This window comes from Pseudomonas sp. HN11 (assembly GCF_021390155.1).
GTDB lineage: Bacteria > Pseudomonadota > Gammaproteobacteria > Pseudomonadales > Pseudomonadaceae > Aquipseudomonas.
Window position 1 is genome coordinate 755,001 of the sequence record NZ_CP089985.1, and the last position, 17,086, is coordinate 772,086.

The 17,086-nt window shown below is 59.0% G+C and carries 14 protein-coding genes and 2 rRNA genes (1 of these 16 running past the window's edge); 8 read left to right on the forward strand and 8 right to left on the reverse strand.

The window, feature by feature from the left end; all coding sequences use genetic code 11:
* From LVW35_RS03305 to LVW35_RS03325, 5 genes are all read left to right on the forward strand, one after another.
* A 23S ribosomal RNA gene (locus tag LVW35_RS03305) occupies nucleotides 1-459 on the forward strand (it extends 2,433 nt beyond the left edge of the window).
* 157 nt (nucleotides 460-616) lie between these two features.
* Nucleotides 617-732: ribosomal RNA gene (gene rrf, locus LVW35_RS03310) — 5S ribosomal RNA — on the forward strand.
* Nucleotides 733-888: 156 nt separating this feature from the next.
* A complete protein-coding gene (locus tag LVW35_RS03315) occupies nucleotides 889-1,548 on the forward strand; it encodes a paraquat-inducible protein A (RefSeq protein WP_233893714.1) in 660 nt (219 codons plus the stop codon).
* Nucleotides 1,535-2,158 carry a paraquat-inducible protein A gene (locus tag LVW35_RS03320; RefSeq protein ID WP_233893715.1) on the forward strand — a complete coding sequence of 208 codons (624 nt, stop codon included), beginning with the start codon at nucleotides 1,535-1,537 and terminating at the stop codon, nucleotides 2,156-2,158. Before LVW35_RS03315 ends, LVW35_RS03320 begins: the two co-directional genes overlap by 14 nt.
* Nucleotides 2,151-4,454: a PqiB family protein gene (locus LVW35_RS03325; RefSeq protein WP_233893716.1), complete on the forward strand. Its 2,304-nt coding sequence runs from the start codon at nucleotides 2,151-2,153 to the stop codon at nucleotides 4,452-4,454. The genes LVW35_RS03320 and LVW35_RS03325 overlap by 8 nt, the downstream gene beginning before the upstream one ends.
* A 146-nt stretch (nucleotides 4,455-4,600) precedes the next feature.
* On the opposite strand, the gene LVW35_RS03330 is transcribed toward LVW35_RS03325, so the two are convergent.
* The 4 genes from LVW35_RS03330 to mksB all read right to left on the reverse strand — a co-directional run bounded on the left by LVW35_RS03330 (nucleotide 4,601) and on the right by mksB (nucleotide 10,749).
* A protein-coding gene (locus LVW35_RS03330) for an IS3 family transposase (RefSeq protein WP_233892000.1) occupies nucleotides 4,601-5,823 on the reverse strand; the annotation gives its coding sequence in 2 pieces (ribosomal slippage) (nucleotides 4,601-5,472 and nucleotides 5,472-5,823; 1,224 coding nt in all).
* A gap of 114 nt (nucleotides 5,824-5,937) precedes the next feature.
* Nucleotides 5,938-8,778 carry an Mks condensin complex protein MksF gene (gene mksF / locus LVW35_RS03335; RefSeq protein WP_233893717.1) on the reverse strand — a complete coding sequence of 947 codons (2,841 nt, stop codon included), beginning with the start codon at nucleotides 8,776-8,778 and terminating at the stop codon, nucleotides 5,938-5,940.
* Nucleotides 8,775-9,482, reverse strand: a complete 708-nt coding sequence (mksE, locus tag LVW35_RS03340; RefSeq protein WP_016974932.1) for an Mks condensin complex protein MksE — start codon at nucleotides 9,480-9,482, stop codon at nucleotides 8,775-8,777. Before mksE ends, mksF begins: the two co-directional genes overlap by 4 nt.
* The gene (gene mksB, locus LVW35_RS03345; protein ID WP_233893718.1) at nucleotides 9,472-10,749 is read right to left on the reverse strand and encodes an Mks condensin complex protein MksB; all 1,278 of its coding nucleotides are present in this window, start codon (nucleotides 10,747-10,749) and stop codon (nucleotides 9,472-9,474) included. The genes mksE and mksB overlap by 11 nt, the downstream gene beginning before the upstream one ends.
* Nucleotides 10,750-10,936: 187 nt before the next feature.
* On the opposite strand from mksB, the gene LVW35_RS03350 reads away from it, so the two are divergent.
* Both LVW35_RS03350 and rimI read left to right on the forward strand, forming a co-directional pair.
* Nucleotides 10,937-11,683 (forward strand): energy transducer TonB, encoded by a 747-nt coding sequence (locus tag LVW35_RS03350; protein ID WP_233896385.1) that lies wholly within the window; start codon nucleotides 10,937-10,939, stop codon nucleotides 11,681-11,683.
* Nucleotides 11,676-12,128, forward strand: coding sequence for a ribosomal protein S18-alanine N-acetyltransferase (gene rimI / locus LVW35_RS03355; RefSeq protein WP_233893719.1), 453 nt, complete (start codon nucleotides 11,676-11,678; stop codon nucleotides 12,126-12,128). Before LVW35_RS03350 ends, rimI begins: the two co-directional genes overlap by 8 nt.
* 94 nt (nucleotides 12,129-12,222) lie before the next feature.
* On the opposite strand, the gene LVW35_RS03360 is transcribed toward rimI, so the two are convergent.
* Nucleotides 12,223-12,627, reverse strand: coding sequence for a serine kinase/phosphatase (locus LVW35_RS03360; protein ID WP_233893721.1), 405 nt, complete (start codon nucleotides 12,625-12,627; stop codon nucleotides 12,223-12,225).
* Between the two features lie 139 nt (nucleotides 12,628-12,766).
* Between LVW35_RS03360 and can the strand changes: the two genes are divergently transcribed.
* Nucleotides 12,767-13,411: a carbonate dehydratase gene (gene can, locus LVW35_RS03365; protein WP_003188288.1), complete on the forward strand. Its 645-nt coding sequence runs from the start codon at nucleotides 12,767-12,769 to the stop codon at nucleotides 13,409-13,411.
* Here can and LVW35_RS03370 read toward each other — a convergent pair.
* From LVW35_RS03370 to acpA, 3 genes are all read right to left on the reverse strand, one after another.
* Nucleotides 13,408-13,932 (reverse strand): SET domain-containing protein-lysine N-methyltransferase, encoded by a 525-nt coding sequence (locus LVW35_RS03370; protein WP_233893722.1) that lies wholly within the window; start codon nucleotides 13,930-13,932, stop codon nucleotides 13,408-13,410. The genes can and LVW35_RS03370 overlap by 4 nt on opposite strands.
* A gap of 147 nt (nucleotides 13,933-14,079) precedes the next feature.
* Complete coding sequence (locus LVW35_RS03375; protein WP_233893723.1) at nucleotides 14,080-15,249, reverse strand: hypothetical protein; 1,170 nt, start codon at nucleotides 15,247-15,249, stop codon at nucleotides 14,080-14,082.
* A gap of 122 nt (nucleotides 15,250-15,371) precedes the next feature.
* On the reverse strand, nucleotides 15,372-17,072 hold the full coding sequence (gene acpA, locus LVW35_RS03380) for an acid phosphatase (protein ID WP_233893724.1): 1,701 nt from the start codon (nucleotides 17,070-17,072) through the stop codon (nucleotides 15,372-15,374).
* Nucleotides 17,073-17,086 lie beyond the last annotated feature (14 nt).

Here is a 17,086-nt window from a genome sequence, read left to right on the forward strand (position 1 = left end):
GGATAACAGGCTGATACCGCCCAAGAGTTCATATCGACGGCGGTGTTTGGCACCTCGATGTCGGCTCATCACATCCTGGGGCTGAAGCCGGTCCCAAGGGTATGGCTGTTCGCCATTTAAAGTGGTACGCGAGCTGGGTTTAGAACGTCGTGAGACAGTTCGGTCCCTATCTGCCGTGGACGTTTGAGATTTGAGAGGGGCTGCTCCTAGTACGAGAGGACCGGAGTGGACGAACCTCTGGTGTTCCGGTTGTCACGCCAGTGGCATTGCCGGGTAGCTATGTTCGGAATAGATAACCGCTGAAAGCATCTAAGCGGGAAACTAGCCTCAAGATGAGATCTCACTGGAACCTTGAGTTCCCTGAAGGGCCGTCGAAGACTACGACGTTGATAGGTTGGGTGTGTAAGCGCTGTGAGGCGTTGAGCTAACCAATACTAATTGCCCGTGAGGCTTGACCATATAACACCCAAGCAATTTGACTACTCTAACGAGCATCAGATTGCGGTGTGTGAAGACGAAATGAACCGAAAGTTCGAACCTCACAAAACACCGAATGCTGTCACATACCCAATTTGCTGAAGCGAGGCCAACAGGTCGCGACTCAGTACCCGAATTTCTTGACGACCATAGAGCATTGGAACCACCTGATCCCATCCCGAACTCAGCAGTGAAACGATGCATCGCCGATGGTAGTGTGGGGTTTCCCCATGTGAGAGTAGGTCATCGTCAAGATTAAATTCCGAAACCCCATTTGCGAAAGCAGATGGGGTTTTGTTTTGGGCGGCGAAAACTCAACTACCGCAAACGCCCCGACAAATTTGCACAGTTATTTCTGAACCAGACTACTAGAATAGGCACCTAACCTTTTTTAGAGTCCGAGCCCTATTTATGCCCGAGCCGGTTGATGCCCATGAGGTATCGGATTTACCACTGGACGACCTGGTGGCATGCCATGAGTGCGACTTGCTGATGCGCAAACCAGTACTCGCCCTTGGCGAAAAAGCCCAATGCCCGCGTTGCGGTTACGAGCTGTACGCTCACCGCCACAACGTCGTTGAGCGAAGCCTGGCCTTGGTGCTGGCGGCGTTGCTGTTGTACATACCCGCGAACTTTTTGCCGATCATGCAGCTCAATCTACTGGGGCAGTCCTCTGAAGACACCGTATGGAGTGGCGTCGTCGGCTTGTTCGATACCGGCATGCAAGGCGTTGCCGCCGTTGTATTCCTATGCAGCATGGGCATCCCCTTGCTCAAACTGCTTTGCCAACTGGCAGTGTTGCTCAGCATCCGTTGGAACATCGGCCGCAGTTATGGACTGCTGTTGTACCGCATCTATCATCACATGAAAGACTGGGGGATGTTGGAGGTCTATCTGATGGGCGTACTGGTGGCGATCGTTAAACTCGCCGACATGGCCGCCATCACGGTAGGCCTTGGGCTTGTCTGTTTTGTCAGCTTATTAATGGTTCAGGTGCTGCTCGAGGTGGTGATGTCGCCCCACCAGATCTGGCAAGCGTTGTCAGGAGAGGACGATCATGCGGGCGATTGATGCAGGTATTCTGATTTGTACCGAATGCCATGAGTTGAACAAGCAAGACCCGGATAGCGACGAGCAACTCTGCACGCGCTGCGGTGCGCTGATCCATGCCCGGCGGCCTAATAGCCTCACTCGTACCTGGGCACTGTTGATCACGGCGGCAATTTTGTACATCCCCGCTAATCTGCTCCCCATTATGACGATCAATTCCCTGGGGCAGGGGGATCCCAGTACCATCATGGCCGGTGTGATCCAACTCGTTCAACATGGCATGTTCCCTATCGCCGCCGTGGTGTTTATCGCCAGTATCCTGGTGCCGACGTTCAAGCTGGTCGGCATAGGTCTGCTACTGTTCTCGGTGCAGCGTCGCCAACCGCTGTCCGCGCAACAACGCATTGTGATGTACCGCTTTATCGAATTCATTGGCCGCTGGTCCATGCTGGATATCTTCGTGATCGCCATTCTGGTGGCGGTTGTAAACTTTGGGCGACTTGCCAGCGTCGAGGCCAATCTCGGCGCGGCAGCGTTCGCCAGTGTGGTGATCTTGACGATGCTTGCCGCAGTAACTTTCGATCCCCGACTGATTTGGGATAACACGGAGTCGGACGACGACCATGAGTGATTTGCCTAAAGCTAAAACCCGCCCAGCCTCCAACTGGTCGGCCATTTGGGTGTTGCCCCTGATTGCCCTGATCATTGGTGGTTGGTTGGGGTGGCGTGCCTATTCCCAACAGGGCATCGATATCCAAGTGCGCTTTGAAAGCGGTGAAGGCATCCAGGTCAACAAGACCGAAGTGGTCTACAAAGGCATGCCGGTGGGCAAGGTCAAAGCGCTGGCCTTGGACGACGAGGGTAACAATCGCGGGGTGATCGCCACCATCGAGATGGACAAGGACGTCGACCAGTACCTCAAGACCAACACGCGTTTCTGGCTGGTCAAACCGAGCGTCAGCCTTGCCGGTATCACCGGCCTGGAAACCCTGGTGTCAGGCAACTACATCGCTGCAAGCCCGGGTGACGGGGAACCCACGCGCAAGTTCAAGGCGCTTTCCGAAGAGCCGCCTTTGTCCGACGCCAAACCGGGCCTGCACTTGACGGTCAAAGCCGACCGTCTTGGCTCGCTCAACCGTGGCAGTCCGGTGTTCTACAAACAGATCCAGGTCGGTCAGGTCAAAAGCTACCTGCTTTCTGAAGACCAGAGCACCGTTGAGATCAAGGTCTACATCGAACCTACCTACGCTAGCCTGGTGCGTAAACACACACGGTTCTGGAACGCCAGCGGCATCAGCATCGACGCCAATCTCTCCGGTGTAAAAGTGCGCAGCGAATCCCTTTCCAGCATCGTCGCCGGCGGCATCGCCTTCGCGACACCGGAAAATCGCAAGGACAGCCCACCGACCGATCCGAGCCTGCCCTTCCGTTTGTACGAAGATTTTGACGCGGCCGCAGCCGGTATCCGGGTCAAGGTCAAGCTCACCGACTTCGAAGGCCTGCAAGCTGGCCGCACGCCAGTGATGTACAAAGGCATTCAAGTCGGCAGCCTGAAAACCTTGAAGATCGACCCAGACCTATCCAGCGCCAACGCAGAACTGACCCTTGACCCACTGGCCGAGGATTATCTGGTGCAAGACACCCAGTTCTGGGTGGTCAAGCCCTCGATTTCGCTGGCCGGCATCACGGGGCTTGAAGCCTTGGTCAAAGGCAACTACATCGCCATCCGCCCCGGTGACAAAGGCAGCGCCCCACAGCGCGAATTCGTGGCTCGCGCCAAGGCACCACCATTGGACCTGCGCTCGCCCGGCCTGCACATGGTGCTGTTCACCGACAACCTCGGCTCCCTGGATGTCGGTAGCCCGATCCTCTACAAGCAGGTAAAAGTCGGCTCGGTGCAGAGCTACCAGTTCTCGCGCAAGAACAAACAGTTGGTGATCGGCGTCCACATCGAGAAGGAATACGAAAACCTGGTCAACGGCTCCACGCGTTTCTGGAATGCCAGCGGCGTCACCCTCACCGGTGGTCTCACCGGTGGCATCCAGGTCAAGAGTGAATCCCTGGCCAGCCTGATGGCCGGCGGCATCGCCTTCGAAACCCCCGAGCCGAACGTACCGCTGAAAAAGCGCATCCCGCGTTTTCGTCTGTTTGCCGACCGCGAGGCTGCCAACCAACACGGCACCTTGGTGACCATCAAGGTTGACCGCGCCGACGGCATGCGCCCTGGCACGCCAGTGCGTTTCAAGGGCCTGGACGTCGGAAAGATCGAAAGTGTCGACCTCAGTGCCGACATGCAATCGGTGCTGCTCAGCGCACGTATTACTCAGGTAGCGGACCGCATTGCGCGCGTTGGCAGCCAGTTCTGGGTGGTCAAGCCTGAGCTGGGTCTGATGAAGACCTCCAATCTGGAAACCCTGGTCACCGGGCAATACATCGAAGTGCAACCTGCGGCGAAAAATGCCGGCCCGCAAAAGAGCTTCGTTGCGCTGGACCAACCTCCTGAGGCCATCCACCAGGAAGCTGGCCTGAGCCTGACACTTAGCGCCGCACGTCGTGGTTCACTGAAGGAAGGCGTACCAGTCACCTACCGCGAAGTCACCGTGGGCAAAGTGACCGGCTACGAATTGGGCCAGACCGCAGACCGCGTATTGATCCATATTTTGATCGAGCCTAAATATGCACCACTGGTGCGCAGCGGCAGCCGCTTCTGGAACACCAGCGGCTTTGGCCTCGACTTCGGCCTGTTCAAAGGCGCCACCGTACGCACTGAGTCCCTGGAAACCCTGGTCGCCGGCGGTATCGCCTTCGCCACACCAGACGGTGAACGCATGGGCAACGCCGCCCGCCCACAGCAAACCTTTCCGTTGTTCGACAAATTCGAAGATGAATGGCTGACCTGGGCGCCTAAAATCCCACTCGGCAAATAGACCGAGGCGCGGCCTTCGCGAGCAAGCCCACTCCCACACTCGACCGCTTTCCAAAGGATGTACTCGGTCAAATGTGGGAGCGGGCTTGCCTGTGAAGAGGCCAGTACAGTGTCTAGTCCTGAAATAGGTTTACACCTGTTTCAGTCTCAAAACGCTCGATGCACCGCATCGGGCGTTTTGTATTTCAGGGACATGTGTGGCCTTTCCCCGTTGTAGATCAGCACCGACTCACCCACCATCTTCACTGCATCCGCCAGATTTTTAGGGCGATACAGCAGAAACTCGGTCTTCAAAATGCCGTTTATCCGTTCCGCCAGAGCATTCTGGTAGCAGTCATAGCCGTCGGTCATCGAGCATCTGATGCCATGACTGGCGTGCAAGCGCTGATAAAGCTCAGAGCAGTATTGGGCTCCGCGGTCTGAATGATGGATTAGTGGAAGCGTGGTTTGGCGTTCACCAACTGCCTTTTCCATCGCTTTGATCACCGACTCGGTATGCAAACTCGCATGCACATGATGGCCTACGATCTTGCGCGAGTAAGCGTCTGTCACCAGGCTCACATAAGCCACGCTTTCCTGTGTCGGCAGGTAGGTTATGTCTGCAACCCACACCTGCTCTGGCCTGTTGGGTACGATCTGCTTCTGGCCCGCTTTGAGCAGGTTAGGATGGCGGCGAAAGCGGTGATGGCTGTCCGTCGTTTTGTGGTAAGCCCGTTTGCGCACAACCAGTTCTCGAGCGTTGCGCAGGATGCTGAACAGGCGGTCTCTGCCGACCTGCACTGATGCGCCAAATTCGACGCTCATCAGGTAATGCAGCTTGCGCGTGCCGATCCGTGGCTGGCGTCGGCGCTTTTCAAGAACAAAGTCCATCACCTCTTGATCTTGGCGAGCCCTCGCGTCGAAAGCCCGATTTCGTTGGTAATATGCTTGGCGCGAAATGCCCATGAACAGGCAAGCCCTGGTGATGCTCAGGTCTTGGATTTGCCCTTGCGAGAGGACTTGCCGGGTCGCTTTTTTACGACAGAAACACCGTAGTCATTCTTCAGAACATTCACGACGGCTTCGAAGAACTGCGCTTTCTGGTTGCTTAGCGCCAACTGCTCTTCGAGCTCTTTGATCCGCTGCTCGGGTGTTAGCGGGAGGGGTGGCTCAGTCATGGACCTGCTCCTCGGTTCTCGAATTGAGGCGCCCTGACTCCAGTCCTGCCGGCCGTGCTTGCGCAGCCAGACCAGTACCGTGGACCGGCCCTGAATGCCGTAGCGCCGTTGAGCCTCTTTATAACTCAACTCGCCCTTTTCGACCTGGTCTACGACCGATAATTTAAAGGCTAGCGTGTAGTCACGCTGGCTTCGCCTTTTGCCCGCATCCATTGGCTCCTCCTGAAGATAGGTCAGAAGGTGTAAACCTTATTCAGGACGGGACACAGACAACAAAAAGGCCCCTGGATTCTCATCCAGGGGCCTTTTGCATTTCAGCTGAACAAACTAGACCTCATCCAGCTCCGGCTCATCCGCCTGCACATTCATCGTCGCCTTCACCACATCGTGTCGGCGGATGTACTTCCAGTCCGCTTCGTCGATGTAGATCCCGTTCGGCCCGCTGCCACCTTCCAAGTCGATCGCCACCTGCGCCGACACCTGCGGCTTCACGCTCGCCAGAATCGGCACAAAGCCCAGTTGCAAACTGGTCTCCAGCAATGCCGCCTGGTTTTTCTCATCGATGTCCGCTGCCTCATCGAGGTAGTACGGCAAGCGCACACGCCCGGCCTGGTCGCGGTCCATCAAGTGCAGCAACAAATACATGTTGGTCAACGCCTTGATGGTCATGGTGGTGCCGTTGGACGCCGCGCCATCGATATCGGTGTGAATCACCGGTTGACCATGCACCTTGGTGATCTCGAACGCCAGCTCGAACAAGTCCTTGAGGCCCAACTGGTTATGGTTGGCGGCCACCAGGCGCGCCAGGTATTCCTTGGCCTCTTCGTTCTTGTTGTCTTGTTCGGCGCTCTGGCTCAGGTCGAACACCGACAGGGTCTCGCCTTCTTCATACTGGCCGGCACTGTGGATGATCTGGTCGATATGCTTGAGGGCTTCCTTGTTCGGAGCCAGCACGATGCGGAAGCTTTGCAGGTTGGAGACCTGGCGCTTGTTGATCTCGCGGTTAAACAATGCCAACTGGTGCTCAAGGCTGTCGTAGTCGCTGCGAATGTTGCGCAAGGTGCGCGCAATGTCGGTGACCGCCGCACGCCGTGCCTTGCCCAACGTCAGGGCTTCATCGGTACGGTGTGCATAGGCGTTGATCAGCAACTGCAGGCGACGCTCAACATCATCCTCGCTGTCGAACTTGGCCACGCCCTTAAGACGCACCTGCGCATACAGCGCCTCGATCTGACCATCGGCGCGCAGCAAACCTTGCCAGCTGTCCTGGTAGTCATTGAGCAGTGGCAGCAGGTTGTCCATGGAATCGTCGACCGGGTCCATGAACGGTGTGCCGAACGGCAAGTCCGCCGGCAACAGTTGACGGCGGCGCAATGCGTCATCCAGCGTACGTTGCTTGGCTTCCATATCGCCGATCTGACGGCCCACCAGTTGCAGCTTGGCCGACAGTTGCTGGACGCGCTCGGTGAACGCATCACTGGAGCGTTTCAACTCATCCTGCGCCGCTTCCATCTGCGCCAGGTTTTCCAGTTTTTCGTCTTCTTCTGCGCTCAGGGTCTGTGCGCGGCGGAAGTCTTCCAGGGCCTTTTGCGCATCCAGCACCTGCTGGTACAGCGCTTCGGTCCGAGTCTTGCTCGCGGCACGGTCAGACGCTACAGCCTGCTGGGTTTTCAGCTGCTTGAGTTCTTTTTCCAGGCGTTCTTTCTGGTCACGCAATGCGGCGCGGTCCGCCAAGGCTTGCAGCGCCGGCGGTTCGATGTGGGAAATGTCGATTGACAGTCCCGGCACTTCAAAGCGCTCGCCCTTGAAACCATCGAGGATCTGCTCCAGGGATTTGACCCACTGGCCGTCCTCGTCCAGCGTGATGCCATGCTCGCCCAACGGCAGGCTGAACAACGAACTGTTGAACAGGCGCATCAGGCGCTCGACATCTTGCTGTGAGAATTCTTCCCGCAGCTTGGCATAGCTGTTGTTGTCGGCGTGATCGAGCTGCTGTTTGACCGATTTCAAGCGTTTTTCCAGGTCGCGCAGACGCTCGTCCAAGTCCTCGGCGCTGAACTGTCGCGACTGCGCCAACGCGCCGGCGAGTTCATCGTGAGCATCCTTGGCCGCCAGCAGCTGTTGCTCCAGCACTTTCACGTCATCGACCAGGGCAAAGCGATGCTTGAGCACCGACAGCTCGCCCAGCCAACGCTGGATCCCGCTGATTTCCCGTTCCAGACGCATCAGCTCCTGGGTGCCGCCGCGCTGATCGTTCTGCAGCGCGTCCTGTTCGTTGCGGTAGTGCTCGGCCTGGATGGTCAGCTCTTCCTTGCGCGCACTGGCGTAGTCCGACCAGGTGCCCAGTAACGAATCGAGCAATGGCGATAGGCGATGCAACTTGCCGCGCAACACGTCGCGCTGACGAACGCCATTGGACAAGGCCTCCACTAACGGCCCAGCGGCCACCAGCGAGTTGTAATCCTGTTCCATACGTCTTACATCGCGGAAGGCTTCTTCGCACGCCGCGATGTAATCCACGCTGCCGGAACGCAGGCTGTGTTCAAACGCATCGAGGAACAACTGCTTGAGCTTGGCCGCGGTGATTTCGCGCATGTGCAGCAGGTTGATAAACAGCGCACGGAAAGTCTTCAGGCTTTGCTCGCTGGTGGAGCGCAGCGGGATCAGCGTGAGGTCCAGCGGGATCGACGTGTGGCCACCTACCAGCAAACGACGCAGTTCATCCGGCTTGAGTTCGTAGGCTTTCAAGCCTTCGCGTTCAAGGTTGGTGAACAGCTCTTTCTGACGCAGGCAGGTGTCGTTTTTCTGGTAGTGAGCCAGATCCAGCTTACCGGCATAGGCAAAGAACTGGTGACCGAAACCACCGCCCGGGCCGCGCCCGACCACGCCGATTACGTGCGGGCCGTGGGGCAGCGAGACCTCCACGAGGATGTAGCTGGTGTCGGTGGCAAAGTAGAAGCGCCGCGATTGCTCCAGGGTGTACTTGCCGAAACTCATGTCCGACATGCGCGCCAGGATCGGGAACTGCAAGGCGTTGATCGAGGCGGATTTACCCAGGTTGTTCGCGCCATACACCGACAGCGGCTCTTCCAGCGGGAACAGGCCCAGGCTGTAACCGGCGGTGTTCAATAGGGCGAAGCGGCGGATGCCGTAGCGTTCCTTACTCATGCGTCGGTCTCCTGTTCTTCGGCAATGGCACGGGCCAGGGCGTCTTCTTCGCTTTCGTCCGCAAAGTCACTCAAGTCCAGTGGGTCATCGGTTTTCAGCAGTTTCTCATCGCTGTCTTCGTCGATGATCACCGGCGCCGGCAGTGGCAACACGCTGTGTACGCTGGCAGCCAAGTCACGGTCTTGCTGCACCGACAGACACACATCCAGAAAACGGTGCATCGGCGGCAGGAAGCGATAGATACCGTTGTCCTCGCTGGCAAAGCCGAGTTGAGTCATACGGCGCATGATTTTTTCTTCGAGTTCTTCCTGGGTCTGCACCTCGGCCTGGATAAACAGGTCGCGGTATTTCTCCAGTAGCGACGGCAGTTCATCGCGGCCAAGGCTGCCACCGTCCAACACCGCAATCGGGTCGCGGCCCTGGTCGGCCAGGTGCTCGACGATGATGAAGGTGAACAACGCCAGACGTTGCGCGGTCTTGTTCACCTGCGCGGCGGCCACGGCGGTATCCGGTACGAAGTAGTAGAAGCCGCGGGTATCGCAGACCAGCTCAAAACCCAGGGCCTTGAACAGCGTGCGGTACTGGTCCTGGAAGTTCGATAGCTGCGCGTACAGCTCCGGGTCACGGCGGCTGACGTGGTAACCCTTGAACAGCTCGCGAAAGATCGGCGCCAGCTGGGACAGTTCGGATAGATCAAGATGCATAAGGAGTGCTCGCAGAATTCTCGGCGGAGTCGGTGCTGGCCGGGAGCAGGGCGAATGAGCGCAGGCTGACCTGGTGCTCGGTTGTGTGGTAATCGCGGCGTTCCAGGCGTTCACGCTTGAAGCGTTTTTCACGGGACAGACGCGAGAACCAGTACAGCAATTCGTCAGTAGCGCCGTCCGGCTCCTGCTCCAGCAGCCAGGTCATCAAGTCCGGCATCGGCAGTGCGTCTTCGCAGCGTTCGAGCATCTCCTTGACCGTGCGCGGTGCGCGCTGGGCGTCGCCCTTGTGGGACTTGTGCGCCTTGGGGAAACGCGCCGGTTTCGGTTCGAAATTCGCCAGAGCGTACACATAGGCTTCGACCTGGCTGGCACTGCCGAGGAAAGTGCTTTGCGGCCGAGTGAACATCGGCATCGCCGCTTGCGGCACCGCGTCCAGGCCCTTGCGGCGAATCGCCGACAACGCCAGCGCCGCGCCACGGGTCACAGCGTTGTGCCGGCGCGCTTCTTCACGCAGCGGCAGCAGCAGTTCCCGCGCATGACGCAAGGTCAGCTGGGCGCTGGTCTGCATTTCGAGGATGCGTGCGTGGGTGCGCAGCAGCATGTCGTCGTCCACCAAGTGGCCGAGACGCTGCTGCTCGGTGAGCATGCGCAGCAGCACATTCTCCACCTTGCGCACGCCTTGTTCGAAGGCGCCGTCGGCGTTCACCAGCTGGATCATCGGTTCGACGTATTCGTCCCAGGTCGCCAGGACCTCGGCGTACCGCTGACGCAACGGGATCTGCCGGTCGCTGGTCTTGGCCCGGTCGGCCACGGCGGCGAGGGCCTGTTCGTCATTGGCGAGTTTTTTCAGCACGTCCCGTACGCGCATGTCGAGCAGGCGCAGCTGGCGGGCCAGGTCGTGGCCATCACGAATGTCGAACGCGTCCTGGATATAACCGGCCAGGCGCTCGAGGTGGCGCAGGTAGGCTTCGATTTCCAGGCACAGGCCAAGCCGGTGCTCCTTGCGAAGATAGGCCAGGAAGTCGTGGATCTGTGCGTTGAGCTCGAAACGGTTCGGGCTTTTGGCGACAGGCACCAGGATATCCAGGCGAATCCATACGTCCAGCAGGCTGGTGATGTCCTGGGGTGTGCTGTCCAGTTGTTGGGCCGCCAGCTGCGCGCGCAACTCGCCCAGGCTCAAAGTGCCTTGGTCGAAGTGTTCGCACAGTGGCTCAAGCAGGGCCCAGTGTTCGGCGAGGGCGCGCAAGACGCGCTTGGGTTCGATCATCGGAATGGCCGGCTGGTTTGCGATTAAAAGTCGCGATTGTACTGCATCGGACGCGGGATTTATCCACAGCCGGTCAGTGCGCAGTGGGCGATTGTTGCCGAACAGCGGTAGAATCCCCGCTCTTTAGTTATCCACAAGTGGCCGAGCTGTGCTTATCGAGTCCCGACGTCGCGCTTACTTGACCGCCATGCAGGTGGTCAACTGGCTGCCCCGCACCGAACTGCCGTTTGCCGCGCCGTCGCGGCCCGAGCTGTTGCAGACGCTTGAGCCCTATGAGGCGTTTGAGTCGTCGGGCGAGGAGGCGGCCGCGCCGGTGGCGGTGGTCAAGCCTGTGCGTGAAGCACGCCCGGTTGTTGAACGGGCGAAGGTCGACGTACCGCGTCCGTCGCCGGTGGTCAAAGCGGCCAAGGTGGTGGAAGAGGCCGCCCCGGTGGTCAAGGCCCCGGTGGTTCCACCACCGCGCTTCGCCCTGCAATTACTGCGGGCTGGGCGCTGCCTGCTGCTGGTGGAATTGCCCACCGGCGAACCTTTCCAGACCCGCGACCCTGCTTACATGCTGCTCAAGGACATGCTACGCGCCGCCGGCCTCCCCGACAGCCCGCAAATCGTCGGCGACCCGGTGCGCTGGCCGCTCTTGGTGCGCGGCAACATGGACCAGGGCCCGGAGGCTGCACGGGATTTTGTGCAGGGTTTTGTTTCGGCGCGCCTGGAAGACGAACCCTGCGTGTGCCTGTGGCTGATCGGCCTGCCCGCTGTGCGTTTTGCCGGCGAAGCCAATGCCGAAGCCTGGTACCGAGAACTGCAGGTCGAAGGCCTGGGCTCGGTATGGGCCCTGCCGGGCCTGGAATTATTAATGGAAGAGCCACAGCGTAAGGCTGATGTCTGGCAAGCCATGCGCCGGCTGATGGCGCGTTGGAAAACAACCGATGAGTGAGGCTTTATCCTTCCGCCCGATGACCGAGGCCGACCTCGACGCGGTGCTGAAAATCGAATACGCGGCATTCAGCCACCCCTGGACCCGTGGAATCTTTCTCGACGGGCTGGGCAAATACCAGATCTGGCTGATGTTCGAAGGTGAGCAGCAGGTGGGGCACGGCGTGGTGCAGATCATCCTCGACGAGGCGCATCTGCTGAACATTACCGTCAAGCCGGAAAGCCAGGGCCGCGGCCTTGGCCTGGCACTGCTTGAGCACCTGATGTCCCGCGCTTATGCCGCCAGTGCGCGTGAGTGCTTCCTGGAGGTACGCGACAGCAATACCGGCGCGTTCCGCCTGTATGAACGTTATGGTTTCAACGAAATCGGCCGTCGGCGGGATTATTACCCCGCCGTGGGTGGGCGCGAAGATGCGGTCGTCATGGCCTGCACCTTAGTGGATTAACTGCAACTCCAAATGGGGGAGCGGGCCTGCTCTGGAAAAATGGTTTGAAGAAAACCATCAAGACAGTTGCTCCCACATTTTGAATCGCGCTTTTTCAGCGGTTGCCGTCAACGGGATCAAAGTCGGCCAATTCGGCCTCATCCAACCCATTTCCGCCGCCAATCTCATCCTCGTCCACGATACTCAAGTCGTAATCCGCCGGTTGGTCTTCACCTTCCTCCCGAGCATCCCGCGCGCCATCTTCATGTATCAGCGTTTCCGGGCTCATATCATCATCCGTCGACTCATGATCTGCCGTCGAAGCCCCGGTCAGTCCGGCTTCGCGCACCCGTTCGTCGGGCATCAGGTGTTCACGTTCACGACGCGCAATCTCGTCACCAATCTCCGCCGTAGGCTCTTTCTCGTCAAAATCCAGCTCGCGCATCGAACCCATGCGATCTTCGTTATCATCAATGGGTTCAGGCTGTGTAGCGCCGTAGGGACGTCGTGATTCAGTCATGGCCAATCCTCATACTGTGGGGCTTATAGTGTGTGGACAGGCTCGGCTCCCCAAAGATTCAAGCTAATTTGCGCGTCGCGTGACCTGGACGAAGGGTTGTCAGTCACAAAACTGCGCATCATTCCTGAGGCTTTCCCTGATGAACGAACTACAAGACCTGCTTGATAACAACGAACGCTGGGCGGACGCGATCAAACAGGAAGATCCCGAATTCTTCGCCAAGCTCGCCCGCCAGCAAACCCCGGAATACCTGTGGATCGGCTGTTCCGACGCCCGCGTGCCGGCCAACGAGATCGTCGGCATGCTGCCGGGTGATCTGTTCGTGCACCGTAACGTGGCCAACGTAGTGTTGCACACCGACCTCAACTGCCTGTCGGTGATCCAGTACGCAGTGGACGTGCTCAAGGTCAAACACATCCTTGTCACCGGCCACTATGGCTGCGGCGGCGTCCGTGCTTCGATGCAGGATCGGCAGTTCGGCCTGATCGACGGCTGGCTGCGCACCATTCGTGATCTTTATTACGAAAACCGTGACGTGCTGGCCCAATTGCCGACCGAAGAAGAGCGCGTTGACCGCATGTGCGAGTTGAATGTGATCCAGCAAGTGGCCAACGTCGGTCACACCAGCATTGTGCAAAACGCCTGGCACCGTGGGCAAAGCCTGTCTATCCATGGCTGCATCTATGGCATCAAGGATGGTCGCTGGAAGAGCTTGAACACCACCATCAGTGGCTTTGAGCAGTTGCCACCGCAGTATCGTCTGCGGCCGTTGGGCGAAGCCTAAGCGCCGCCGGGGCTGCACTTCTGTTCCAGGAAGCGCAGCCCCTCTGTGTTGATCTGTTCCTTTCTGCCTTTGATCCACCCCCTGCAATTGGCCGCGCCGCAATGGCAGGGAAATTGGCAGTGCAAGCAGTCGAAGGTCAAGGCGAGGTCGAGCGTGATCCAGGTACCGGCGGTGATTGCTACCACCGTCCAAAGCTCTAAATAGTCAGTGTCGGCGCAAGTGTTTGGAGCGCACGAGTGACGGATCAGGCCCATGAACCATCGGTCATACAGGTAAATGCGCGAAGAAATTTGAAACGCATGTTGACCCGGTTCACTCAGCGCATAGCCGGATAACTTGGCAATACACGTTCGGCTTTCAAAGTTGACGCGAGCCTTGATGCCTATGGAATCACCTTCTCGGTTGCGAACCACTTGAAACTCACGGTTCGAGGGGTAACCGCGTGCAAAGGATTGGCTCGCGAAAGGGTAAAAACAGTCATTCACAGGGGTCTTAGCCTTATCCTTGGCTTGAGTTTTCATAACTCTCCTTGGCTAGGCTGCATCGACCTGCGAGTGGTGTCTGACTACCAGTCTTGCAGCGGGTGGTCGAGGCTCAAGACTCGCTGAACATGGGGCCGATTTCTACTGTGAATGTTGACAGTAGAAATCGGTCTTTTTTTGTGCGATCTACAGCGCCGGGGCCAGGATTGTTGGCGCAGGGGGAGCGGTTTTCAGCTGTTTCAACTGGGCCTTGATGGCGGGTGTGGCGCATTTCGCGTTTGCTTCCTCCGGGGACAGATTCCGTACCGAGGTATAGAACAACTCACAGGTCTGCTCCTTGCGCGTGACCTGCCAGGTGTTCATGCACGCCTTGAGTAACACGTTTGTGTCGCTCGCCGGTTTCTGCCCCATTCCGGCCTGCCAGCAGGCGGCGCTCAGGTCCTGACCCATCACTTTCAAGCCGGCCTCGTCGGCTTTCTGCTCGTTGCCGTCATAGGTGTCGGGACTTGCGGCATACCAGATGTAACTCGGGTGGTTGGCGCCCAGCACCGACACGGTCTGGCCCGCGCTCGGGCTGATCTGCACCAGGCCCAGTACACCCACGGTCTGCCCGTATTGCTGCTTGATCCAGCTGCGCACCGGCGCGCCGAAGGCCACTATCGGTAAAGCACCTTTGGCGGACAGGCTCAGTTCCTGGACCATGCGCGTCTGGTAATCGGTGAAGTAGCTGTAGACGGTTTCCAGGTCTTTGCCCGCGTTGGAAGGCGCGGCGATGGGCGCAATATCGATGATGGTCTGGTAAGCCGGCGTCTCGGTGGCCGGGATGCCATTATCGGTGAGCAGTGTGGCCCAGCGGTCGGTGGTGGCTGACTCCAGGTAATCCTGGGCTTGAGTCAGCGAGTAATCCGGCGGGAAGTGCAGCAGCTCGATGCTTTTGCGGTTTTCCAGGGCCATGCCCAGCGGCAGGAACAGGTACCAGTTATAGGCCCATTTGCCGTCGCTGTTGAGTTTGCTGGCGCCTTGATAGGCCAGGTCGGCGGTATTGAGCAACGTCGTCAGGGGCTGGCCATAACTGTCAGGTACACCGCTGAAGGTCGCGGAGACCTGCCCGTCATGGGTCTTGACGCTGACTTTTGCGCGGCTGTAGCCATCCCGCTGCAGGCTTTGGTTCAGGTAATGCTCGGCGGTCTGCTCCAGCGTCCATGGCCGAAAGCAGATCACAGTGCAATTGTTGGGGAAGGCAAACAGTTGGGTCACACGCTGCGTGCTCCCCAGCGGTACCTCGATGTCGGCCTGTACGACCGCACTGGCCATCAGTGCGGCCAGGGTGAAGGACAGCCTGGTCGGTTTAAACATTGTTGTTTCCTTGTCAGCGAAAGCCCGTCTGCGCGGGGTGAAAGCCCACCTCCACACAGTAGCGGCTGACCAGGAAAACCGCGTGCTAAATCGCCCGACATGTCGCTATTGGATAAGAAAACCTACAGGTTGAACTGTAATGCGTTACTCAAATCGCCCATCGGCTTCTGGCCGCGGGCGATCATCGCGTCATCTCGCTGCTTGAGGCCGTCCAAGGTCTCCAACTGGAATACGCGGGTGATCAAGCGCAGGATCGACGCAGTGTCGTACACCGTATGGTCCACCGTGCCTTTGCGCGCGAACGGCGACACCACGATCGCCGGGACACGCGTGCCAGGGCCCCAGCGGTCGCCCTTGGGCGGCGCCACGTGGTCCCACCAGCCGCCGTTTTCATCAACGGTGACCACCACCACCATGTTTTTCCACTGCGGGCTCTCTTGCAGCACTTTCAGGGCCCGTGCGATGTGGCGGTCGCCCGAGGCCACGTCGGCGTAGCCTGCGTGCATATTCAGGTTGCCCTGGGGCTTGTAGAACGTCACGGCAGGGAGCTTGCCCGCCTGGGCATCGGCGAAGAACTTGTTGGTGCTGGACTCATCCCCCAGACCGCCATCGCGCAGGCGCTTGTCACGTTCCGTCCGGTTCTGCGGGCCCTGCTGCTTGAAGTAGTTGAACGGCTGGTGGTGATACTGGAAGTTGGGGATCTTCGGGATACCGCCTGAATCCTTGAACTGGTCCAAGGTGGCTTGCCACGCGCCGGCGTACCACGCCCAGTCGACATTCTTTTTCGACAGCTTGTCGCCGATGTGTTCGTGGGTTTGCGGCACCAGCACATTGGGTAGGTCGGGTTTGGAGTAATCCGGGTTTTCCGGGTCGCGGATCCAGGTCGGCCAGTAAGGCGGCGCCAGGGTGTTCACGGCGTAACCGTCCGGGGTCAAAGCGCTGGGGCCGAACTGGGGCGGGCCGGTCATGGCACTGGCTGGGGACTTGTCCAACGGCTTGAGGCGCGGATCGGTGGGGTCGTCGCTTTGCAGCGTGGCGATCTGCGCCTTGGCCACCGATTGCGCGGCATTCGGGTAAAACGGCGCGGTGGCGCTGATCAGGTACTGGTGGTTGAGGAACGAGCCACCGAATGCGCCCTGGAAGAAGTTATCGCACAGCACGAACTCTTTGGCGACGTCCCACAGGCGCAGGGCATAACGGGACTGGGCGTAATGGCCCATCACCAGGCCCCCCGAGTCGGCCCAGGCGACGAAGTTGTCGTTCTTGCCACCGTTGATCTGCATCTGGTTCTGATAGAACACGTGCCACAAGTCGCGGGTGACCAGGCTCAGGGGCAGGTCTTCGGCGTTCGGACCCTTGAGGGCGAAGGGGGCGTTGGGCAGCTTTTCCTGGAATTGCACTTCGCTCGGGTAGGTCACCCCGTCCACCGTTTGCGGGCCGACTTGCAGCACGCCCCCCCAAGTCGGAGGCAGGGTGCTTAGCAGGCTGCCGTCACGGTCACGTTGCTGGGTGTCGGCGGCGGACAGTGCCGACAGCGGTTTCTCCACGCCAGGGAAATCCGCAAACAGGTTGTTGAAACTACGGTTCTCGGCATAGATCACCACCACGGTTTTCACTTGGTCGTGCAACGCGTTGTCGAGTTCTTGCGGCGTGAGTGGCCGCTCCGCCGGTTTGCCGGGTGCTTCGCTGGTGTTGCCGCAGGCACTCAGGGTCGCACCGACCCCCAGCACCGCCGCGCCTCCCAGGAAGCGACGGCGGCTGGTATCGACCGGCGAGTAGGTTACGGAATCGGGGGTAGGGCGGCCTTCGTGATCGTCGCTCATTGCGGGGGGAGTCC